Origin of the sequence: Alcanivorax sp. IL3, assembly GCF_047495465.1 — a bacterium.
Classification (GTDB): domain Bacteria; phylum Pseudomonadota; class Gammaproteobacteria; order Pseudomonadales; family Alcanivoracaceae; genus Alcanivorax; species Alcanivorax jadensis.
Window position 1 is genome coordinate 815,471 of the sequence record NZ_CP179931.1, and the last position, 20,504, is coordinate 835,974.

Below are 20,504 nucleotides of genomic sequence, written 5' to 3' on the forward strand. Positions count from 1 at the left end.
ATTGAGCCGTGGCAAAGGAAAAGTTCGAACGTAATAAACCGCACGTAAACGTAGGCACCATTGGTCACGTTGACCATGGTAAAACCACTCTGACCGCCGCGCTGACCCGCGTGTGTGCAGAAGTTTGGGGCGGTAGCGCCATTGCTTTCGATGGTATTGATAATGCCCCGGAAGAGCGTGAGCGTGGTATCACTATTGCAACTTCTCACGTGGAATACGATTCCCCGACTCGTCACTACGCCCACGTAGATTGCCCTGGTCACGCTGATTATGTGAAAAACATGATCACCGGTGCCGCGCAGATGGACGGTGCGATCCTGGTATGTTCCGCCGCTGACGGCCCGATGCCGCAGACCCGCGAGCACATCCTGCTGTCCCGTCAGGTTGGCGTACCTTACATCGTTGTGTTCCTGAACAAAGCGGACATGGTTGACGATGAAGAGCTGCTCGAGCTGGTGGAAATGGAAGTTCGCGAACTGCTGAGCGACTATGACTTCCCGGGCGACGACACGCCGATCATCAAGGGCTCTGCCCTGAAGGCACTGGAAGGCGATACCAGCGAAATCGGCATGCCTGCCGTGCAGAAACTGGTTGAGTGCCTGGACGAGTACATCCCGGAGCCGGAGCGTGCTGTCGATCAGCCGTTCCTGATGCCGATCGAAGACGTATTCTCCATCTCTGGTCGCGGTACCGTAGTAACCGGCCGTGTAGAGCGTGGCATCATCAAGGTGGGCGAGGAAATCGAGATCGTCGGTATCCACGACACCACCAAGACCACCTGTACCGGTGTGGAAATGTTCCGCAAACTGCTCGACGAAGGTCGTGCAGGCGAGAACGTTGGTGTTCTGCTGCGTGGTACCAAGCGTGATGACGTTGAGCGTGGTCAGGTTCTGGCCAAGCCGGGTTCCATCAAGCCGCACACCAAGTTTATCGCTGAGGTGTACGTGCTGAGCAAGGACGAAGGTGGTCGCCATACTCCGTTCTTCAATGGCTACCGTCCGCAGTTCTACTTCCGTACCACTGACGTAACGGGTGCTTGTACCCTGCCGGAAGGTACCGAAATGGTAATGCCGGGCGACAACGTGCAAATGGACGTTGAGCTGATCGCTCCGATCGCCATGGAAGACGGCCTGCGCTTCGCTATTCGCGAAGGTGGTCGTACCGTTGGCGCCGGTGTGGTTGCCAAAATCACCGAGTAAGTTCTTTCTTGGTGTAAATAGGGGCCGCCTGGCGGCCCCTGTTTGATGCTGGTGTCAGGCCTTTGGGCGTGTGCCGGCGTGCTCTCGGGATGCCGGGAGCGGGTAGAGGAGTGGGTAGAAGAGCAAATAGTTCTTTATTTTCACTTTTTTGCTGGATTTCCCGGATTTGGGGCAAAAGGCCCTTGCAATGCCCGGGGGGAATGGCTACTATCTGCGCCCTGCTTACGAGCAGTACCAACCGGGGCATTGTTCCCGGGCTTGTTTTGACACCACTGACCTATCCATAAGCGATTAGGTAAGTGGGCTTTTTGCCATATAAATATGGTTCGAAACAGTCTGGAGTTTGTTAGCTATGGCTAACCAAAGAATCCGCATCCGGCTCAAGGCCTTTGATCATCGTCTGATTGATCAGTCCGCCCAAGAGATCGTGGATACGGCCAAACGGACAGGCGCGCAAGTGACGGGTCCTATCCCGCTGCCGACGCGTAAAGAACGCTTTACAGTGCTGATCTCTCCGCACGTAAATAAAGACGCGCGAGATCAGTATGAGATCCGCACCCACAAGCGGCTGGTGGACATCGTCGAGCCTACGGATAAAACCGTGGATGCGCTGATGAAGCTGGATCTGGCTGCTGGTGTGGATGTGCAGATCAGCCTGGGTTAACAACGGGCGGGTATTACCGCGACAGGTTGTGAAGAGGTAAACAATGGCGATTGGTGTGATCGGTCGGAAATGTGGGATGACTCGGGTTTTCACTGAGGAAGGTATCAGTGTTCCCGTGACTGTCATCGAAGTGACCCCAAATCGGGTCTCCCAGCTCAAGGCCGAAGAATCAGATGGCTACCAGGCCGTGCAAGTTACGGTCGGTGAGCGCCGTGCCAGCCGCGTGACCAAGGCGCAAGCCGGTCATTTCGCGAAAGCTGGTGTAGAAGCGGGCCGTGGCGTTTGGGAATTCCGTGCTGAGGCTGGTGAGCTGCAGCCGGGTTCTGAAGTAACCGTCGAAGGGTTTGAAGCAGGTCAGATGATTGATGTGACCGGCACTTCCAAAGGTAAGGGTTTTGCTGGTGGCGTGAAGCGCTGGAACTTCAGCACCCAGGACATGACCCACGGTAACTCCTTGTCTCATCGTGCTCCGGGTTCCATTGGTCAAAACCAGACTCCGGGCCGCGTATTCAAAGGCAAGAAGATGGCTGGCCATATGGGTGCTGAGCGCGTCACTGTCCAGAATCTGGAAGTGGTTCGCGTAGATGCTGAAAAGAATCTGTTGCTGGTTAAAGGTGCGGTCCCCGGTGCTACCGGTGGTGATGTGATCGTGCGTCTGGCAGTGAAGGCGAAGGCCTGAAAGAGGAATAGAGGATGAATCTCAATACTGCCTCTGGAGGTACCGTTACCGTTTCCGAAGTCGCCTTCGGCAAGGACTTTAACGAGCCTCTGGTTCATCAGGTTGTGACTGCGTTTCTGGCTGGTGCCCGTCAGGGGACCAAGGCACAGAAAAACCGCTCTGATGTGAGTGGTGGTGGCCGTAAGCCGTGGCGTCAAAAAGGGACTGGTCGTGCCCGTGCTGGTACGATTCGTAGCCCGATCTGGCGTGGCGGCGGCAAGACATTTGCAGCGGTACCGCGTGATCACTCTCAGAAAGTGAACCGTAAAATGTACCGTGGTGCGCTGCAGTGCATCATGTCTGAGCTGGTTCGCCAGGAGCGTCTGATTGTGGTGGATGAATTCACCGTAGACGAGCCGAAGACCAAGGCTGTAGCAGCCAAGCTGAAAGAGCTGGATCTGACTAACGTCCTGATCGTGACTGACAGCGTTGACGAGAACCTGTATCTGGGTTCGCGCAATCTGCCTAAAGTCGACGTGCGTGATGCTGACGGCGTTGATCCGGTGAGCCTGATTGCTTTCGAGAAGGTGCTCGTTACTGTGCCGGCTCTTAAGAAGCTTGAGGAGGCGCTGGCATGAACCAGGAACGTATTTTGAAAGTGCTGCGTGCTGCGCACGTTTCTGAGAAGGCAACAGTTCTTGCCGATCAGAATGGCACCTTCGTGTTTAAAGTGGCTAAAGATGCGAACAAGCTGGAAATCAAAAAGGCAGTTGAAGCCCTTTTTGAAGTGAAAGTGAAGGCTGTTCGTACCGCCAACATGAAAGGCAAGTCCAAATTCTTTGGTCGCGTAGCTGGTAAGCGCGCTGACTGGAAGAAGGCCTATGTTTCCCTTGAGGAAGGCCAGGACATTGACTTCCTGGGCGCAGAGTAAGGAAGGGAGTAAGGAATAATGGCGATTGTAAAGTGCAAGCCGACTTCTCCGGGCCGCCGCTTTGTAGTCAAGGTGGTCAACGAAGATCTGCATAAAGGTGCTCCCTACGCGCCGCTGTTGGAAGCCAAGAGCAAAAACGGTGGTCGTAACAACAATGGTCGTATCACCACTCGTCATAAAGGCGGTGGTCACAAGCAGAAATATCGCTTGGTCGACTTCCGTCGCAATAAGGACGGTGTTGTAGGCATTGTTGAGCGCCTGGAATACGATCCGAACCGTTCTGCGCACATTGCGCTGGTTAAGTACCTTGACGGTGAGCGACGTTACATTTTGGCCCCCAAGGGCCTGCAAGCGGAAGACCGTATCCAGTCCGGCGAAGATGCGCCGATCAAGCTGGGTAACGCCTTGCCGCTGCGTAATATTCCGCTGGGTTCCACTGTCCACAATGTGGAAATGAAGCCTGGTAAAGGTGGTCAAATCGCTCGTTCTGCAGGGACATCCGTGCAGGTTCTGGCGAAAGACGGCCAGTACGTAACCCTGCGTCTTCGCTCCGGCGAAATGCGCAAGGTGCATGCTGACTGCAAGGCCACCATCGGTGCAGTATCCAACAGTGAGCATAGTTTGCGCTCACTGGGTAAAGCGGGTGCAACGCGCTGGCGGGGTGTTCGACCCACTGTTCGCGGTGCGGCGATGAACCCGGTCGACCATCCACATGGTGGTGGTGAAGGGCGCTCTTCTGGTGGCCGTCATCCGGTAACACCCTGGGGTGTTCCGACCAAGGGCTACAAGACCCGTACAAACAAGCGCACGACCAAAATGATTGTGCGTGACCGTCGTAAGTAAGGGATAAAGAGAGGTTCAGGCTGTGCCACGTTCACTGAAAAAAGGTCCTTTTGTGGATCACCACCTGCTAAGCAAGGTGGAAGATGCGGTGGAAGCCGGCTCCCGTAAGCCGATTAAAACCTGGTCCCGTCGCTCCATGATTGTTCCGGAGATGGTGGGTCTGACAATTGCTGTGCATAACGGCAAACAGCATGTACCGGTAATGGTTACCGAGCACATGGTGGGCCACAAGTTGGGCGAATTCGCCCTGACCCGCACCTACCGCGGGCATATCGTGGACAAAAAGGCTAAGCGATAAGGTGACAGCCATGGCTACTGAAGTTGCAGCCCGTCTGCGCGGCGCAAGAATTTCGGCTCAGAAAGCCCGCCTCGTAGCGGACCAGGTCCGAGGCCTGGAAGTCGAGAAGGCGCTGAATCTTCTGGAATTCAGCCCGAAGAAGGCGGCAAAAATCGTTAAGAAAGTGCTGGAGTCCGCGATTGCAAATGCGGAAAACAACGACGGCGCTGACGTTGATGAGCTGAAGGTGTCCACGATTTGCGTGGATGAAGGCATGACCATGAAGCGTATTCGTCCGCGCGCCAAAGGCCGCGCTGACCGAATCCTCAAGCGTACTTGCCACATTACTGTGAAAGTCTCAGAAGGTCAGGAGTAACCAGATGGGTCAGAAAGTTCATCCGGTCGGTATTCGCCTTGGCATTGTCAAAGAGCACAACTCGCTTTGGTATGCCGGACCGAAGTCTTACGCAGACTGCCTGGTTACCGACCTGCAGGTACGAGAGTTCCTGTTTAAGCGTTTGAAGAATGCGTCGGTGAGTCGTATCAAGATTGAGCGTCCGTCAGAGAACGTGCGCATCACTATTGCTACTGCTCGACCGGGCATCGTGATTGGTAAGAAAGGCGAAGATGTCGAACGCCTGCGCCGCGATGTGGCCGCCCAGATGGGTGTGCCAGTTCACATCAACATCGAGGAAGTGCGCAAGCCCGACCTGGATGCGCGTCTGGTAGGCGACAATGTCGCTGGTCAGCTGGAGCGCCGAGTGATGTTTCGTCGCGCCATGAAGCGTGCGGTTCAGAACGCCATGAAGTCCGGTGCTGAAGGTATCAGGATTCAGCTGTCCGGTCGTCTGGGTGGTGCAGAAATTGCGCGTACCGAATGGTACCGCGAAGGCCGAGTGCCTCTGCATACTTTGCGTGCCGACATCGATTACGCAAGCGTACGTGCTGAAACTACGTACGGCACTATCGGTATCAAGGTGTGGATCTTCCGTGGCGAAGTGCTTGGTGGCATGGAGCAGGTTCAGAAGGAAGAGCAGCAGAAGCAGTCCAAGGGCGCGAAGAAGCGCGGCCGCGGTTAAAGGGTAACGAACGATGTTGCAGCCGAAGCGTACCAAATTCCGGAAAGTGATGAAGGGCCGTAACCGCGGCCTGGCACAGCGGGGCAGCAAAGTGTCTTTTGGCACTATTGGACTGCAAGCTACCGGTCGTGGCCGTATTACTGCGCGCCAGATCGAAGCAGCCCGTCGTGCAATGACCCGCCACATCAAACGTGGTGGTAAGATTTGGATCCGGGTTTTCCCGGACAAGCCGATTACCAAGAAGCCTCTTGAAGTGCGGATGGGTAAAGGTAAGGGTTCTGTAGAGTATTGGGTAGCCCAGATTCAACCGGGCAAGATGCTTTACGAAATGGAAGGTGTGTCAGAAGACGTTGCGCGTGAAGCGTTCCGTCTGGCCGCGGCCAAGCTGCCGGTAAGCACCCGTGTCGTTACTCGGACGGTGATGTAAGCCATGAAAGCGAGCGAGCTGAAAGAAAAGAGTGTCGAAGAGCTGCAGCAGACGCAAATCGAGCTGCTTGAAGAACAATTCAAGCTGCGTATGAAGAGCGCGTCCGGTCAGATTTCTAAAACCCATGAGCTTGGGACGGTTCGCCGCAATATTGCGCGCGTTAAGACCATTCTGAGAGAGAAGCAGGGTAACTAGTCATGGCAGAGGCGAATACAATGCGCCGGACCGCTACCGGCAAAGTCATCTCTAATAAAGGTGACAAAACTATCACTGTGTTGGTAGAGCGCCGGGTCCAGCACCCGATTTACGGCAAGATTATCAAGCGTTCCACGAAACTGATGGCGCATGATGAAGAAAATACGTGTCGTGAAGGTGACTTGGTCACCATTGAGGAGTGCCGGCCGCTGTCCAAGCGCAAGACCTGGATGCTGGTAAACGTAGTTGAACAGGCGAACGAAGCCTGACGGACCGTTGCTGTGGCTGCCTGTAAAGGCAGAGTTGGAGAGATTTAGCGATGATTCAGACCGAAAGCATGCTCGAAGTCGCCGATAACAGCGGCGCCCGTCGGGTACAGTGCATCAAAGTGCTGGGCGGTTCTCACCGCCGCTATGCAGGCATTGGTGACATCATCAAGGTCACAGTGAAGGAAGCAATTCCGCGCGGCCGTGTAAAGAAAGGTGATGTAATGACCGCTGTGGTCGTGCGTACCCGTAAGGGTGTGCGTCGTCCAGACGGTTCACTGATTCGTTTCGACGAAAACGCCGCGGTGCTTTTGAACAACAATAAAGCACCGATCGGTACCCGGATCTTCGGCCCGGTAACGCGGGAGCTGCGTACCGAGCAGTTTATGAAGATCATCTCCCTGGCACCTGAAGTTCTGTAAAGGCGGGTGAAGGTAATGCTCAAGATTAAGCGTGATGACGAAGTCATCGTAATTGCGGGAAAGGACAAAGGTAAGCGTGGCTCTGTTCAGCAGGTTTTGGACAATGGCCGCCTCATCGTTGCTGGCGTCAACATGGTTAAGAAACATGTTAAAGCCAATCCTAACCGTGGTACTCAAGGCGGCATCGTAGAACAGGAAGCATCGCTAAACGCTTCCAACGTTGCCATCTGGAACCCCAAGACGCAGAAAGCGGATCGTGTGGGCTTCCGTTTTGAAGACGGCAACAAAGTGCGTTTCTTCAAGTCCAACGGCGAAACGCTGTAGGTTAGGTGACCCATGAGTGATCTGAAAAAGATTTATCAAAACGACATCGTGCCCAAGCTGAAAGAAGAGCTTGGCCTCGGTAATATCATGGAAGTGCCAAAGATCACCAAGATCACCCTGAATATGGGTGTTGGTGAAGCTTCCGCGGATCGTAAGGCGATGGATGGTGCCCTGGCGGACATGACTGCAATTTCTGGTCAGAAGCCCCTGGTAACCAACGCGCGCAAGTCTGTAGCAGGCTTCAAGATCCGTGAAGGTTGGCCGATTGGCTGTAAGGTAACCCTGCGTGGCGAGAGAATGTATGAATTCCTCGAGCGTCTGGTTTCTATCGCCATTCCGCGTATTCGCGACTTCCGTGGTCTGAATCCGAAATCCTTTGACGGCCGTGGTAATTATTCCATGGGGCTGCGCGAGCAGATCGTATTTCCGGAAATTGATTTCGATAAAGTCGACAAGCTGCGTGGTATGGATATCACCATTACCACCACAGCGAAAAGCGACGATCAAGCACGGGCGCTGCTGCGCGCCTTCAACTTCCCGCTGAAGGGCTAAGAGGATTTATCATGGCTAAAGAATCCATGAAAAACCGGGAAGCAAAACGCGCTAAGCTGGTTAAGCGTTTTGCCGCCAAGCGTGCAGCGCTTAAGGCGATTATCCAGGATCCCAATGCAGAACCTGAAGCGAAGTGGGATGCTCAGCTTCAGCTGCAAAAATTGCCGCGCGATTCTTCCCCGGTTCGTCAGCGTAATCGCTGTCGTATCACCGGTCGTCCGCACGGCTACTACCGCAAGTTCGGCCTGAGCCGGATCAAGCTGCGTGAAGCAGCGATGCGCGGTGATGTTCCCGGTCTGGTTAAAGCCAGCTGGTAAGCAAAGTTAAGCGGAGCGATTGCGGCATGAGCATGCAAGATACCATGGCGGATATGTTAACTCGTATCCGTAACGCCCAGATGGCCGAGAAAGTACAGGTCGAGATTCCTGCCTCCAAGGCAAAGGAAGCTGTAGCCAAAGTACTGAAGGAAGAGGGCTTCATTGCTGATTACAAGATCAGCGATGACAAGAAACCGGTAATGACGGTTGAGCTTAAGTATTTCGAAGGCAGCCCGGTGATTGACACTATCAAACGGGTAAGTCGTCCTGGTCTGCGGGTCTACAAGGCCGCGGGTGAGATTCCTAAGGTCAAAGGTGGCCTGGGTATCATGATCGTATCCACCAATCAGGGCATTATTTCTGACCGCGCAGCGCGCAAAGCCAATGTTGGTGGCGAGCTGATCTGCGAAGTGTCCTAACAGAAGTGGCGTAGACGGGTTAGGTGCAGCAATGTCTAGAGTAGCTAAAAGTCCGGTAAATCTGCCGAAGGGCGTCGAAGTCAAAGTCGACGGCCAGAAAGTCACCGTTAAAGGTGGCAAAGGCAGCCTGGAGCACGAAGTACACGAGCTGGTAGCCGTGTCCCTGGATGACGGTGTGGTATCTGTTAAGCCGCACGATGATTCCCAGAAGGCATGGGCGTTGGCAGGAACTTCGCGTGCTCTGCTGAATAACATGGTGACTGGCGTTGCCGAAGGGTTCGAGCGTAAGCTTCAGCTCCTCGGCGTGGGTTATCGCGCGCAGGCTCAGGGCAAGGTACTGAACCTGACCCTCGGTTTCTCCCATCCGGTAGCTTTCGAGTTGCCCGAAGGGATTACCGTTGAAACCCCGAGCCAGACCGAAATTGTCATTAAAGGCATTGATAAGCAGCTGGTTGGTCAGGTTGCTGCCAATGTTCGGGCCTTCCGTCCGCCTGAGCCCTACAAGGGCAAAGGGGTGCGCTATGCTGATGAGCAAGTGCGCCGTAAGGAAGCCAAGAAGAAATAATTGTCGAGATTGATGCCATGAAAGACAAAAAAGTTTCACGTCTACGCAGGGCCAAGCGCACTCGCCTGAAGATTCGCGAGTTGGGCGAAGTTCGCCTTTGCGTACATCGTACCCCGCGTCATATTTATGCGCAGGTGATCTCTGTCGCTGGTGACCAGGTGCTGGCATCTGCAAGCACGGTCGAAAAAGACCTGCGTGCAGACGCGACGGGCAATGCTGACGCAGCGGTTAAAGTTGGCCAGCTGATTGCTCAGCGTGCCAAGGAAGCGGGCATTGAGCGCGTAGCCTTTGACCGTTCTGGTTTCAAATATCACGGCCGTGTTAAAGCGCTGGCGGATGCCGCGCGTGAAAACGGTCTTGAATTCTAAGGGTGCTTGGTTATGGCGAAGGTTGATCCCAACGAAGGTCTGCAGGAAAAGCTGGTTCAGGTAAACCGGGTTGCTAAAGTTGTTAAAGGCGGCCGTATTTTCGGTTTTACCGCGTTGACCGTAGTGGGTGACGGCAAGGGTAAGGTCGGCTTTGGTCGTGGTAAGGCCCGTGAAGTGCCTGCCGCTATCCAGAAAGCCCTGGAAGCTGCCCGCCGCAACATGATTCAGGTGGAGCTGAATGGCACCACCATCCAGCACCCCATGAAGGCCCGTCACGGTGCCTCCAAGGTGTATATGCAGCCGGCCGATGACGGTACCGGTGTAATTGCCGGCGGTGCCATGCGCGCCGTGCTGGAAGTCGCAGGCGTTCAGAATGTACTGGCCAAGTGTTATGGCTCCACCAATCCGGTAAACGTGGTTCGGGCTACTTTCAATGGCCTGAAGTCCATGGCTTCTCCGGAGTCTGTGGCTGCCAAGCGTGGCAAGTCTGTCGAAGACATTCTGAACTAAGCGCAGATAACGGAATCGTTACGATGGCTGATAAGATCAAGGTAAAGCTGGTTAAGAGCATCAACGGCCGGCTGGAAAAGCATAGGGCCTCTGTGCGCGGTCTCGGTCTGCGCCGCATTGGCCACACTGTGGAAGTTGAAGATACCCCGGCAGTACGCGGCATGATCAACAAGGTCGCGTATCTGGTGCAGGTAGAGGGAGAATAAGTGATGCGTCTGAATGATCTGCATCCCGCTGAAGGTTCCCGTCCGGACGCCAAGCGCGTTGGTCGTGGTATCGGCTCCGGCCTGGGCAAGACCGGTGGTCGCGGCCACAAGGGTCAGAAGTCCCGTTCCGGCGGTACTGTGAAGCCCGGTTTCGAGGGTGGCCAAATGCCGTTGCAGCGTCGTGTGCCGAAGTTCGGTTTCACGTCCAAGCTGGCTATGGGCACCGCGGAAGTTCGCCTGGCCGAACTTGCCAAAGTTGACGGCGACGTGATTGACCTGGCCGCCCTCAAAGCAGCCAATGTTGTGCGTCGTGACATGAAGCGCGCCAAGATTGTTCTGCAGGGTGAAATCGACCGTGCAGTGACCATTCGCGGCGTAGCGATCAGCAAAGGCGCCCGTGAAGCGGTCGAAAAAGCTGGCGGTAAAGTCGAAGAATAAGGCAGCGCTTTATGGCGAAGAATCGCGCTCAGACACTGAATGGTGGTCCGCCCAAAGCTGACAGCAGCGCAATGCGTGAGCTGTGGCGGCGTATCGGTTTTCTGTTGGGCGCCCTGGTGGTGTTCCGGATCGGGGCACACATCCCGGTCCCGGGCATGAACCCGGAAGCGTTGCAACAGATGTTCAACAACAACCGGGACACCATTCTTGGCCTGTTCAACATGTTTTCCGGGGGTTCCCTGGAACGCATGAGTATTTTTGCGTTGGGCATCATGCCCTACATTACTGCCAGCATCGTGATTCAGCTGATGACAGCAGTGGTGCCCACCCTGGAGCAGCTCCGAAAGGAAGGCGAACAGGGTCGGCGCAAGATAACCCAGTACACCCGTTATCTGACGGTGGTTCTGGGTGGCATCCAGTCTTTCGGCATGGTGGCCGGACTGAACAGCCAGGGCATTACGCTGTTGCCGGAAACGGCCAGCACTATGCAGGTTGCAAGCTTCTATTTTGTCGCTGTAACCACCTTGCTGACCGGTACCGTATTCCTGATGTGGTTGGGTGAGCAGATTACCGAGCGTGGTATCGGCAATGGCATTTCCATGCTGATCTTCGCTTCTATCGTGTCAGGCCTGCCTGGCGCCATTGCACAGACCTTTGAGTCTGCACGTACTGGTGACCTGAGTCTGATCATGATGTTGTTTGTGTTCCTGGTGGCCCTCGCCGTGATTTTCGGGGTGGTCTTCATGGAGCGTGGACAGCGCCGTATTACGGTGAATTATGCCCGTCGTCAGCAGGGACGTCGTGTGTACGCAGCGCAGCAGAGTCATCTGCCGCTGAAGGTGAACATGGCAGGTGTTATTCCGGCTATCTTTGCCAGCTCCATTTTGCTATTTCCGGCTTCACTGACCCAGTGGTTCAGTGATTCCAATCCGGATTCCTGGTGGGGCCAGGCACTGAGAAACGTGAGTGATGCTCTGCTGCCGGGTACGCCGCTATATATCTTGCTGTTTACCCTGGCAATCGTGTTCTTCTGCTACTTTTATACTGCGCTGGTGTTCAATCCGAAGGATGTCGCCGACAACCTGAAGAAATCCGGCGCTTATATTCCGGGTATTCGCCCGGGCGAGCAATCTGCTCGCTATATCGACACAGTGATGGGACGTTTGACCCTGATCGGTTCGGTATACATGACGCTGGTGTGCTTGCTGCCGCTGGGTCTGCAAGCAGTTGCCAACGTGCCTTTCTATCTGGGCGGCACCTCCCTGCTGATTGTAGTGGTGGTAGTGATGGACTTCTGGTCGCAGGTTAATTCGCACCTGACGTCCACCCAGTATGAGAAGTTGATGAAGAAATCCAACCTGAAAGGGTATGGTGGCACCGGTCTGGTGCGTTAACGAACGAGGCGAGTGCGATGAAAGTTCAGGCTTCTGTGAAGAAGATCTGCCGAAACTGCAAAGTGATCCGTCGTAAGGGTCGCGTCATGGTTATCTGCAGTGCCGAACCCCGGCACAAGCAGCGCCAGGGTTAAGGTTACGTCTTCTTTTAAGTGTTTGGTTGAAATTCAGTCGGCGTAGCGCTAGACTCTGCCGCCTTTCGGCGCCCTAGAGTCTGGCGCCACCCGTTTTGTGAATCGGAGATATTCGGATGGCCCGTATTGCAGGCGTTAACATCCCGGAAAATAAGCACACGGTGATTTCTCTCACCTACATCTTCGGGATCGGTCGTACCCGTGCAGCAGAAATCTGCACATCGGCCGGTATTGATCAGACCGCGAAAGTTCGTGATCTGAGCGGTGAACAACTTGACGTCATTCGTGGCGAAGTAGCCAAGTTGTCTACCGAAGGTGACCTGCGCCGGGAAATCACAATGAACATCAAGCGTCTGATGGACCTCGGTTGCTACCGTGGTATCCGTCATCGTCGCGGCTTGCCACTGCGTGGCCAGCGTACCAAGACCAATGCTCGGACTCGTAAAGGTCCGCGTAAACCGATTCGCAAATAAGCTGAAACGTCAGCGGCTGGATTTGGATAGGCATTATGGCTAAGTCAAAGAAAGATAGTGGCGCACGTCGTAAGAAGGTAACGCGTACCGTTGCAGACGGTATCGCCCACGTGCACGCATCCTTCAACAATACCATCATCACCATCACTGATCGTCAGGGCAATGCGTTGTCCTGGGCGACCTCCGGTGGCGCTGGTTTCCGTGGTTCCCGTAAGAGCACCCCGTTTGCTGCCCAGGTGGCTGCTGAAAACGCGGGCAATGCTGCCAAGGACTACGGTCTCAAAAATTTGGAAGTACGGGTAAAAGGCCCGGGCCCAGGTCGCGAATCTTCCATTCGTGCTCTGAATGGCTGTGGCTACAAGATTACCCATATTGAGGACGTTACGCCGATTCCGCATAACGGCTGTCGTCCGCCCAAAAAGCGTCGCGTGTAACGGGAGTTAAAGCAAGATGGCAAGATACATCGGTCCCAAGTGCAAGCTTTCCCGTCGTGAAGGCACCGATCTGTTCCTGAAGAGCGGTATCCGCCCTCTGGAATCCAAGTGTAAAGCCGAGCAGGCACCCGGTCAGGCAGCTGGCGCTAGCGGTCGTCGTCCGGCTCGTTTGTCAGATTATGGTGTGCAGCTCCGCGAGAAGCAGAAAGTTCGTCGTACCTATGGTGTGCTGGAAAAGCAGTTCCGTAGTTACTACAAGAAAGCGGCTTCCTCCAAGGGTGCAACTGGCGAAGTCCTGCTGCAGCTGCTTGAAGGTCGTCTGGATAACGTGGTTTACCGCATGGGCTTCGGCTCTACCCGCGCTGAAGCGCGTCAGTTGGTAAGTCATCGTGCGATTCTGGTCAACGGTCAGTCTGTCAACGTGGCTTCCTACCAGGTCAAGCCGGGTGACATCATCACCGTTCGCGAGAAGTCCAAAGCTCAGTTGCGCGTGAAAAACGCCATGGAGCTGGCTCAGCAGCGTGGCTTTATGCCTTGGCTCGAAGTTGACGAGAAAAAGCTGGAAGGTACCTACAAGGCGAAGCCTGAGCGTATCGACCTGCCTGCCGAGATCAACGAAAACCTGATCGTCGAGCTGTACTCCAAGTAAGGACTGCCTGAGGGATCTCTATGACCGCCGTGAACGACTTTCTCACGCCCCGCTCGATCGCGGTCAACGCGATCAATCAGAACCATGCAAAGGTGGTTCTGGAACCGCTGGAGCGTGGCTTTGGCCACACCCTGGGGACTGCGCTGCGTCGCATCCTGATCTCCAGTATGCCCGGCTGTGCGATCACCGAAGTGGAGATCGACGGGGTACAGCATGAATACTCCTCCATCGAAGGGGTTCAGGAAGATGTAATCAACATCATGCTGAACCTGAAGGGCGTTGCCCTGAAGATGGAAGATCGCGAAGAAGCAACTCTCGAACTGGTCAAGAAGGGCCCGGGTGTTGTTACCGCGAGCGATATCCAGCGTGATCACAGTGTTGAGATCGTCAACCCGGATCATCTGATTTGCACCATCACTGGCGACACCGAATTGCGTGTGAAGCTGAAGGTTCAGAAGGGTCGCGGTTATGTGGCCGCTGATGCTCGTCAGTCAGATGATGACGAAACCCGCGGTATTGGCCGTCTGCAGCTGGATGCCAGCTACAGCCCGGTTCGTCGTGTGGCTTACGTGGTTGAAGCCGCTCGTGTAGAGCAGCGTACTGACCTGGATAAACTGGTCATCGATCTGGAAACAGACGGTACCATCGATCCGGAAGAAGCGATTCGTCGTGCAGCAACAATTCTGCAGCAGCAGATCGCGGTGTTTGTAGACCTGGAACAGGATGCCAAGCCTGAGCCGAAGCAGGAGCGTGAGGAAATTGATCCTATCCTGCTGCGTCCGGTGGATGATCTTGAGCTGACTGTTCGCTCCGCTAACTGTCTGAAAGCGGAAAACATCTACTACATCGGTGATCTGGTACAGCGTACCGAGGTGGAGCTGCTGAAAACCCCTAACCTGGGTAAGAAGTCGCTGACCGAGATCAAAGATGTGTTGGCCTCCAAGGGCTTGTCACTGGGCATGCGTCTCGAGAACTGGCCTCCGGTCAGCCTCCGTGATGATGACCGGCTGAACACCAAATTGCGCTAATTAGTTGTTGTGGACGCTGTGAAGCGCCCCTGAACATAGGAACAGAATCATGCGTCATCGCAAAAGCGGCAGAAAACTGAATCGGAACAGCTCTCATCGTCAGGCTATGTTCCGTAACATGGCTGTGTCTCTGCTGGAGCACGAAGTGATCAAGACCACTCTGCCGAAAGCTAAAGAGCTGCGTCGTGTGGCTGAGCCGCTGATCACTCTTGCGAAGGAAGACTCGGTAGCGAACCGTCGTCTGGCTTTCGACCGTACCCGCTCCAAGGAAGTGGTCGGCAAGCTGTTCAATGACCTGGGTCCGCGTTACCAGAGCCGTCCTGGCGGTTACATCCGTATCCTCAAGATGGGTTTCCGTGCCGGTGACAATGCACCGATGGCCTATGTTGAGCTGGTTGACCGTCCTGAGCTGGCGGACGCTGACGAAGAGTAAGCGTCTAAGCTTAAAAAAACCGGGCATCTTGCCCGGTTTTTTTATGTCTGTCGTAAGCCGGCGCACTTGTACTATGCTGTCAGGAGAGGCGGAGCAGATCTCAGGGGCAGGGCATATGGCAATCAACGGCTTTCATGCACACGTCTATTTCGATGAATCCACGTTTTCCCAGGCGGCAGCGCTGTGCCAGGCCGCCCACCAGCATTTCGATATTCCCATGGGGCACATGCACCGCAAGCCGGTGGGCCCACACCCGTGCTGGAGCTGCCAGCTGTCCATTCCGCGGCGCCTGGCCGGTGATGTGATCCCTTGGTTGATGGCCAGCCGTAACGGGCTGACCGTTTTTGTGCATGGGCTTAGCGGTGATGATCTACGTGATCACACTGAGTTAGTGATGTGGCTCGGTGAAAGCCTGCCGCTGGATCTGAGTATCTTCCAGTTTTCTGCCTGATTGCCTGACTCAACCCGCTAACTAACCCTGCGCTACTTTGTGCCCCCGGTACATCAAGCCCTTTCGCTGGCGCTGCACCGAGCGGCTCTCATCCTTTTCGTTTTGAGTGTTGCGGCTTTCCACCGGTTGGCCCCGATAGAGGCGAACTGATCCTTTGGCCGGTGGAGCCAATGGCGGGTCTTCGCCTTCCAGCTCCAGCAGCGCCAGGCGAATCTCTCCGTACAGCCGTTGCATACCCTGAGAACGCGTGTGGCCAGCATAATGGGCCAGTTTCTGGCGCAGTGCCGGGTCGGTTAGCGAAAGGCTTTCGTCAAATTCAGCCCGAATCAAACGTCGACACTGATTAACCAGGTTGACGATGTTGTACTGCATCAACCAGCGATGGTCGGTGGTGGCGTCCATTTCATGTACTCCTCTGAATGGTTGCCCTGGGAAGCTGACGTTGGCTGAAACAAGGCCTCAGCCCAGATCTATCAAAGCAGAAAGCGTGCCATTGTCATGACCCGGTTTATGGGTGCCAGCGCCCCGCTGTGGAACAGGGCGCTGCTGTTGTGGTGCACGTGCGCTAAGGTAGTGCGGGACGCTTGCCATGCAGAAATTTCTGGCAGCTCGCGTAGAAGGAGATGGTGGCCGGCCAATCGGAAAAGACGCCGATAACACCCACGTCCCGTGCCAGCACATCCAGCAGTGTGAAGGTGTCGCCGTCATTATTGATGGCAGGTTGAATGCTCTGGTAGTACCAGCCGCCACCGTTGACCAATGGGCCGGAACGCTCCAGGGACCAGGCGATGATATCCAGGTCGGCAGCGCGGGCGGCCCGGGCGTAGGCGCTGGGCACAATGCGGTTGCTCCCATCGACGGTGACCAGCATCCACAGGGGCGGAGCGATAATGTTTACGCCATAACCGGCCAGGGTGTCCATATCGGGTTGCCAGGTGCCGGGGTTCTGTGGATCCAGGCCTTGGCTATCGCGACCATCCAGATATACGGCCTGTTGGCCATAGCGCGGGTGGTGGCCGATCCAGTAGCGCACGTCTTTCAGGTTGAAGGATTGGGGGAAAACATCTTGCGGTGGTACGCCGGCTTGTCGATATTCCTCAATCAGTTGGTTGGCATAGTCTTGCTGGCGGTAGTCCCCTTCATAGGGCATGGATACTTGTGGCGCTTTCAGTTCGGGCGTCATCTTTACCCCGAGTTGCTGAAACAGCGCGATGCTCTCCCGGTGACTTAGCAGGGTGCCACTTTGGCTGTAGAGATCCGTGCGCCAGCCAGCCGTGCCCTTCAGGTATTCCTCCACGGTAGTGGCGCGGGGGTTGCTGCCATCCATCTTGCCCTTGAGCGTCTTGAACTGGGCCAGGGTGATATCGCTGGTACAGCAGCGGGCGCTGGCCGGGTTGCTGCCATCAAAGGGGGTAAAGGGCTCGCTGCACTGGCCGGCCAGATCGGTGTCGAGAATGTTGGTGGTGGTGTGCAGGTCGCACTGGGAATGGCGACAGACCAGCTCGCGATCCTTGGTGAAGGTTGCATCGCATTCCACGATGCCGGCGCCCATGCGTGCAGCTGCCCGGTAAGATTCTTCGGTATGCTCGGGAAATTGCAGCGGGGCGCCGCGATGACCAATGGAGAAGTCGCTGGCCTGTTGCGGCCGTGGCTGGTTGGCGCAGTCCTGCAGGGCTTGCTTGAGTGGCCCTTCGTCCATGTCGGCAAGTAGGTAATAGGGGCGTGGCCCCAACTCAACACTGCTTTTACTTTTGCCTTTGGGGTCGTGGTTGGCGCAAGCCACTGTTGCCGAGCAGATGGCAACAGTGGCGATGAGTCCCTTCAATGCCCAGATCCGTTTTATGGTCAGCCTCCACAGTGAGTGATGAGGCTGAGTGTGTCCGCGCAGTGTGACGGTCAAGTGGGTAACACAGGTCGGCTGTGTGACAGTGCCGGGAAGTGTGTTGCCGTTCACGGTGTTGCTAGGCCAGCATGTTTTTCAGGAAGTGCCCCGTGTGACTGCCTTTTACCTTGGCCACTTCCTCCGGCGTGCCCTCGGCAATGATCTCGCCGCCGCCGTCGCCACCTTCCGGTCCCAGGTCCACGATCCAGTCGGCAGTTTTGATCACATCGAGATTGTGCTCGATCACCACGACCGAGTTGCCGTGGTCCGCCAGTCGGTTGAGTACGTCCAGCAGCAGCTGGATATCGTGGAAATGCAGCCCGGTGGTGGGTTCGTCGAGGATGTAGAGGGTGTTGCCGGTATCCCGGCGGGACAGCTCTTTGGCCAGTTTCACCCGTTGGGCTTCGCCGCCGGACAGGGTGGTGGCGGCCTGGCCCAGTTTCACGTAACTCAGACCCACATCCATCAGGGTCTGCAGTTTACGAGCCAGTGAAGGCACTGCATCAAAGAATTCCCGGGCATCTTCGATGGTCAGATCCAGTACCTCGAAGATGTTCTTGCCCTTATAGGTGATCTCCAGGGTCTCCCGGTTGTAGCGTTTGCCTTCGCAGACTTCGCAGGGCACATAAATATCCGGCAGGAAGTGCATTTCCACCTTGATCACGCCGTCGCCCTGACAGGCTTCACAGCGACCGCCTTTCACGTTGAAGCTGAAGCGGCCTGGTTTATAGCCGCGGGCGCGGGCTTCCTGGGTGCCGGCGAACAATTCGCGCACCGGGGTGAAGATGCCGGTGTAGGTAGCCGGGTTTGAGCGGGGGGTACGACCAATGGGGCTCTGGTCGATATCCACCACCTTGTCGAAGTGCTCCAGCCCCTCAATGGACTCATGGACGGCGGGAGTCAGCGTGGTGGCCTTGTTCAGTTTGGTGGCCGCCAGCGGGTACAGGGTGCTGTTGATCAGGGTGGACTTGCCGGAGCCGGAGACACCGGTGACGCAGGTGAACAGCCCCACCGGGATATTCAACGGGTGGCCCTTGAGGTTGTTGCCGGTGGCGCCGTGCAGGGTCAGCCATTTGTCGTCCTGATTCTGTCGCCGTTGCGAGGGGATGGCGATCTGTTTGCGCCCGGACAAGTAGTCGCCGGTGAGAGAGTCCGGGTTGTCGGATACGTCCTGGGCGCTGCCCTGGGCGACGACCCGGCCACCATGGACGCCGGCACCGGGGCCAATATCAATCACGTGGTCGGCCAGGCGGATGGCTTCCTCGTCATGCTCCACCACCAGCACGGTATTACCCAGGTCACGCAGGCGAGTGAGAGTGCTGAGGAGGCGCTCGTTGTCGCGCTGGTGCAGACCAATGGAGGGTTCGTCCAGCACGTACATGACGCCCACCAGGCCGGCACCAATCTGACTGGCCAGACGAATACGCTGGGCCTCGCCGCCGGACAGGGTTTCCGCGCTGCGCTCCAGGGTCAGGTATCCCAGCCCCACGTTGACCAGAAACTGCAGGCGGTCGCGGATTTCCTTGAGAATCTTGTCGGCGATTTCGCCCTTGCTGCCGGGCAGGTTCAGGTCGCTGAAATAGCCGTGGGCCTTGCCCACCGCCAGTCGTACCACTTCCGGCAGGGTGGTTTCTTCGATGAACACATGACGGGCCGCCTCGCGCAGTCGCGAACCATTACAGCTGGGGCAGCTGGAGGTGGACATGTAGCCGAGCAGGTCTTCGCGCACCGCATCGGATTCGGTTTCCCGGTAGCGCCGCTCCATATTGGGGATGATGCCCTCGAACGGATGGTTGCGCTTGATGATGTCGCCGCGGTCGTTGAGGTAACGGAATTCGATGCTTTCCTTGCCGGTGCCGTGAAGGACTTTCTTGCGGATGTCCTTGGGCAGTTCCTTGAGTGCCACGTCCATATCGAAGCCGAGGCTTTGTGACAGGGAGTTAAGCATCTGGAAGTAGTAGACGTTGCGGCGGTCCCAGCCGCGGATGGCACCTTCCGACAGGGACAGCTCGTCGGAATTGATCACCTTGTCCTCGTCGAAAAACTGCTTCATGCCCAAACCATCACAGCTGGGGCAGGCGCCGGCCGGGTTGTTGAAGGAGAACAGTCGCGGTTCCAGTTCGGGAATCGAATAGCCGCAGTGCGGGCAGGCAAACTTGGCGGAGAAGGTCACTTCCTCGCCGTCGCCGTCCATGGGGGCAATGATGGCGATGTCATCGGCCAGATTAAGAGCGGTTTCGAAGGATTCCGCCAGCCGGTTCTGCAGGTCGTCACGGACCTTGAAGCGATCCACCACCACTTCAATGGTGTGTTTCTTATTCTTGTCCAGATCCGGGGTGTCATCCATGTCGTAGATACGCCCGTCGATGCGTGCACGGATAAAGCCCTGGGCACGCAGCTCCTCGAACAGGTGGAGATGTTCGCCTTTCTTTTCGCGGATCACTGGCGCCAGCAGCATCAGTTTGCTGCCGTCTTCCATGGCCAGCACCTGATCCACCATCTGGCTGATGGTCTGGGCGGCCAGCGGGGCTTCATGCTCCGGGCAGCGGGGCTCGCCCACCCGGGCGAACAGCAGGCGCAGATAGTCGTAGATTTCGGTGATGGTACCGACGGTGGATCGCGGGTTATGACTGGTGGATTTCTGCTCGATGGAGATAGCCGGGCTGAGCCCTTCGATGTGGTCCACATCGGGTTTTTCCATCATCGACAGGAACTGGCGGGCATAGGTGGAGAGGGATTCCACATAGCGGCGCTGGCCTTCTGCGTAGAGCGTGTCAAAGGCCAGTGAGGATTTCCCTGAACCGGACAGACCGGTGATCACCACCAGCTTGTCCCGGGGAATATCCAGGTCCACGTTCTTCAGGTTATGAGTCCGTGCACCGCGAACCAGTATGGTATCCATCAACTACCCCTGACTACTGTCAAAATGAACAGGGCAGTATAGGCGAATTCGTGTGAAGGGCAAA

General features: G+C 56.1%; 33 protein-coding genes. 30 read left to right on the forward strand and 3 right to left on the reverse strand.

Going from position 1 to position 20,504, the window contains the following annotated elements:
• The first annotated feature begins 8 nt into the window (after positions 1–8).
• The 30 genes from tuf (at position 9) to ACMG4M_RS03940 (ending at position 15,656) form a co-directional block, all read left to right on the forward strand.
• The gene (gene tuf, locus ACMG4M_RS03795) at positions 9–1,199 is read left to right on the forward strand and encodes an elongation factor Tu (RefSeq protein WP_035250768.1); all 1,191 of its coding nucleotides are present in this window, start codon (positions 9–11) and stop codon (positions 1,197–1,199) included.
• 352 nt (positions 1,200–1,551) lie between these two features.
• Positions 1,552–1,863, forward strand: coding sequence for a 30S ribosomal protein S10 (gene rpsJ / locus ACMG4M_RS03800; protein ID WP_022986497.1), 312 nt, complete (start codon positions 1,552–1,554; stop codon positions 1,861–1,863).
• Between the two features lie 43 nt (positions 1,864–1,906).
• Positions 1,907–2,542 (forward strand): 50S ribosomal protein L3, encoded by a 636-nt coding sequence (gene rplC / locus ACMG4M_RS03805; protein WP_035249924.1) that lies wholly within the window; start codon positions 1,907–1,909, stop codon positions 2,540–2,542.
• Positions 2,543–2,556: 14 nt separating this feature from the next.
• Positions 2,557–3,159: a 50S ribosomal protein L4 gene (rplD, locus tag ACMG4M_RS03810; RefSeq protein WP_035249925.1), complete on the forward strand. Its 603-nt coding sequence runs from the start codon at positions 2,557–2,559 to the stop codon at positions 3,157–3,159.
• Positions 3,156–3,452, forward strand: coding sequence for a 50S ribosomal protein L23 (gene rplW / locus ACMG4M_RS03815; protein WP_035249926.1), 297 nt, complete (start codon positions 3,156–3,158; stop codon positions 3,450–3,452). The genes rplD and rplW overlap by 4 nt, the downstream gene beginning before the upstream one ends.
• 18 nt (positions 3,453–3,470) lie before the next feature.
• Positions 3,471–4,295 carry a 50S ribosomal protein L2 gene (gene rplB / locus ACMG4M_RS03820; protein WP_035249927.1) on the forward strand — a complete coding sequence of 275 codons (825 nt, stop codon included), beginning with the start codon at positions 3,471–3,473 and terminating at the stop codon, positions 4,293–4,295.
• 22 nt (positions 4,296–4,317) lie between these two features.
• The gene (rpsS, locus tag ACMG4M_RS03825) at positions 4,318–4,593 is read left to right on the forward strand and encodes a 30S ribosomal protein S19 (protein ID WP_035249928.1); all 276 of its coding nucleotides are present in this window, start codon (positions 4,318–4,320) and stop codon (positions 4,591–4,593) included.
• 10 nt (positions 4,594–4,603) lie between these two features.
• A complete protein-coding gene (rplV, locus tag ACMG4M_RS03830) occupies positions 4,604–4,948 on the forward strand; it encodes a 50S ribosomal protein L22 (RefSeq protein WP_035249929.1) in 345 nt (114 codons plus the stop codon).
• Positions 4,949–4,952: 4 nt separating this feature from the next.
• Complete coding sequence (gene rpsC / locus ACMG4M_RS03835; protein WP_035249930.1) at positions 4,953–5,651, forward strand: 30S ribosomal protein S3; 699 nt, start codon at positions 4,953–4,955, stop codon at positions 5,649–5,651.
• A 13-nt stretch (positions 5,652–5,664) separates the two neighbouring features.
• Positions 5,665–6,078: a 50S ribosomal protein L16 gene (gene rplP / locus ACMG4M_RS03840; RefSeq protein ID WP_035249931.1), complete on the forward strand. Its 414-nt coding sequence runs from the start codon at positions 5,665–5,667 to the stop codon at positions 6,076–6,078.
• 3 nt (positions 6,079–6,081) lie between these two features.
• Positions 6,082–6,273: a 50S ribosomal protein L29 gene (gene rpmC / locus ACMG4M_RS03845; protein ID WP_011587694.1), complete on the forward strand. Its 192-nt coding sequence runs from the start codon at positions 6,082–6,084 to the stop codon at positions 6,271–6,273.
• 2 nt (positions 6,274–6,275) lie between these two features.
• Positions 6,276–6,542, forward strand: coding sequence for a 30S ribosomal protein S17 (rpsQ, locus tag ACMG4M_RS03850; protein ID WP_035249932.1), 267 nt, complete (start codon positions 6,276–6,278; stop codon positions 6,540–6,542).
• A 50-nt stretch (positions 6,543–6,592) separates the two neighbouring features.
• Positions 6,593–6,961 (forward strand): 50S ribosomal protein L14, encoded by a 369-nt coding sequence (gene rplN / locus ACMG4M_RS03855; RefSeq protein WP_022986486.1) that lies wholly within the window; start codon positions 6,593–6,595, stop codon positions 6,959–6,961.
• Between the two features lie 15 nt (positions 6,962–6,976).
• The gene (gene rplX, locus ACMG4M_RS03860; RefSeq protein WP_035249933.1) at positions 6,977–7,285 is read left to right on the forward strand and encodes a 50S ribosomal protein L24; all 309 of its coding nucleotides are present in this window, start codon (positions 6,977–6,979) and stop codon (positions 7,283–7,285) included.
• 12 nt (positions 7,286–7,297) lie between these two features.
• Positions 7,298–7,837: a 50S ribosomal protein L5 gene (gene rplE, locus ACMG4M_RS03865; RefSeq protein ID WP_035249934.1), complete on the forward strand. Its 540-nt coding sequence runs from the start codon at positions 7,298–7,300 to the stop codon at positions 7,835–7,837.
• A gap of 11 nt (positions 7,838–7,848) precedes the next feature.
• On the forward strand, positions 7,849–8,154 hold the full coding sequence (gene rpsN / locus ACMG4M_RS03870) for a 30S ribosomal protein S14 (RefSeq protein WP_035249935.1): 306 nt from the start codon (positions 7,849–7,851) through the stop codon (positions 8,152–8,154).
• A gap of 26 nt (positions 8,155–8,180) precedes the next feature.
• The gene (gene rpsH / locus ACMG4M_RS03875; RefSeq protein ID WP_035249936.1) at positions 8,181–8,573 is read left to right on the forward strand and encodes a 30S ribosomal protein S8; all 393 of its coding nucleotides are present in this window, start codon (positions 8,181–8,183) and stop codon (positions 8,571–8,573) included.
• 31 nt (positions 8,574–8,604) lie between these two features.
• A complete protein-coding gene (rplF, locus tag ACMG4M_RS03880; protein WP_035249937.1) occupies positions 8,605–9,138 on the forward strand; it encodes a 50S ribosomal protein L6 in 534 nt (177 codons plus the stop codon).
• A gap of 17 nt (positions 9,139–9,155) precedes the next feature.
• Positions 9,156–9,506, forward strand: coding sequence for a 50S ribosomal protein L18 (gene rplR, locus ACMG4M_RS03885; protein ID WP_035249939.1), 351 nt, complete (start codon positions 9,156–9,158; stop codon positions 9,504–9,506).
• 12 nt (positions 9,507–9,518) lie between these two features.
• Positions 9,519–10,016, forward strand: coding sequence for a 30S ribosomal protein S5 (gene rpsE / locus ACMG4M_RS03890; RefSeq protein WP_035249941.1), 498 nt, complete (start codon positions 9,519–9,521; stop codon positions 10,014–10,016).
• Between the two features lie 23 nt (positions 10,017–10,039).
• Positions 10,040–10,222: a 50S ribosomal protein L30 gene (rpmD, locus tag ACMG4M_RS03895; RefSeq protein WP_035249943.1), complete on the forward strand. Its 183-nt coding sequence runs from the start codon at positions 10,040–10,042 to the stop codon at positions 10,220–10,222.
• 3 nt (positions 10,223–10,225) lie between these two features.
• Positions 10,226–10,660 carry a 50S ribosomal protein L15 gene (gene rplO, locus ACMG4M_RS03900; protein WP_035249946.1) on the forward strand — a complete coding sequence of 145 codons (435 nt, stop codon included), beginning with the start codon at positions 10,226–10,228 and terminating at the stop codon, positions 10,658–10,660.
• A gap of 11 nt (positions 10,661–10,671) precedes the next feature.
• Positions 10,672–12,054, forward strand: coding sequence for a preprotein translocase subunit SecY (gene secY, locus ACMG4M_RS03905; protein ID WP_035249948.1), 1,383 nt, complete (start codon positions 10,672–10,674; stop codon positions 12,052–12,054).
• Positions 12,055–12,071: 17 nt separating this feature from the next.
• Complete coding sequence (gene rpmJ, locus ACMG4M_RS03910) at positions 12,072–12,188, forward strand: 50S ribosomal protein L36 (RefSeq protein ID WP_008928865.1); 117 nt, start codon at positions 12,072–12,074, stop codon at positions 12,186–12,188.
• A 116-nt stretch (positions 12,189–12,304) separates the two neighbouring features.
• A complete protein-coding gene (rpsM, locus tag ACMG4M_RS03915; RefSeq protein ID WP_035249949.1) occupies positions 12,305–12,661 on the forward strand; it encodes a 30S ribosomal protein S13 in 357 nt (118 codons plus the stop codon).
• A 35-nt stretch (positions 12,662–12,696) separates the two neighbouring features.
• A complete protein-coding gene (gene rpsK / locus ACMG4M_RS03920; RefSeq protein ID WP_011587706.1) occupies positions 12,697–13,095 on the forward strand; it encodes a 30S ribosomal protein S11 in 399 nt (132 codons plus the stop codon).
• Between the two features lie 16 nt (positions 13,096–13,111).
• Positions 13,112–13,744 carry a 30S ribosomal protein S4 gene (rpsD, locus tag ACMG4M_RS03925; protein ID WP_035249952.1) on the forward strand — a complete coding sequence of 211 codons (633 nt, stop codon included), beginning with the start codon at positions 13,112–13,114 and terminating at the stop codon, positions 13,742–13,744.
• A 20-nt stretch (positions 13,745–13,764) separates the two neighbouring features.
• Complete coding sequence (locus ACMG4M_RS03930; RefSeq protein ID WP_035249954.1) at positions 13,765–14,772, forward strand: DNA-directed RNA polymerase subunit alpha; 1,008 nt, start codon at positions 13,765–13,767, stop codon at positions 14,770–14,772.
• 49 nt (positions 14,773–14,821) lie between these two features.
• Positions 14,822–15,205: a 50S ribosomal protein L17 gene (rplQ, locus tag ACMG4M_RS03935; protein WP_035249956.1), complete on the forward strand. Its 384-nt coding sequence runs from the start codon at positions 14,822–14,824 to the stop codon at positions 15,203–15,205.
• A 115-nt stretch (positions 15,206–15,320) separates the two neighbouring features.
• Positions 15,321–15,656 carry a DOPA 4,5-dioxygenase family protein gene (locus ACMG4M_RS03940; protein ID WP_035249958.1) on the forward strand — a complete coding sequence of 112 codons (336 nt, stop codon included), beginning with the start codon at positions 15,321–15,323 and terminating at the stop codon, positions 15,654–15,656.
• A 21-nt stretch (positions 15,657–15,677) separates the two neighbouring features.
• Here the strand turns inward: ACMG4M_RS03940 and ACMG4M_RS03945 are convergent, their stop codons facing one another.
• The 3 genes from ACMG4M_RS03945 to uvrA all read right to left on the reverse strand — a co-directional run bounded on the left by ACMG4M_RS03945 (position 15,678) and on the right by uvrA (position 20,440).
• The gene (locus ACMG4M_RS03945) at positions 15,678–16,058 is read right to left on the reverse strand and encodes a hypothetical protein (RefSeq protein ID WP_414430748.1); all 381 of its coding nucleotides are present in this window, start codon (positions 16,056–16,058) and stop codon (positions 15,678–15,680) included.
• A gap of 163 nt (positions 16,059–16,221) precedes the next feature.
• Entirely contained in the window at positions 16,222–17,481 is a 1,260-nt protein-coding gene (locus ACMG4M_RS03950) for a glycerophosphodiester phosphodiesterase family protein (RefSeq protein WP_414430749.1), read from the reverse strand.
• A 136-nt stretch (positions 17,482–17,617) separates the two neighbouring features.
• The gene (uvrA, locus tag ACMG4M_RS03955; protein ID WP_414430750.1) at positions 17,618–20,440 is read right to left on the reverse strand and encodes an excinuclease ABC subunit UvrA; all 2,823 of its coding nucleotides are present in this window, start codon (positions 20,438–20,440) and stop codon (positions 17,618–17,620) included.
• Positions 20,441–20,504 lie beyond the last annotated feature (64 nt).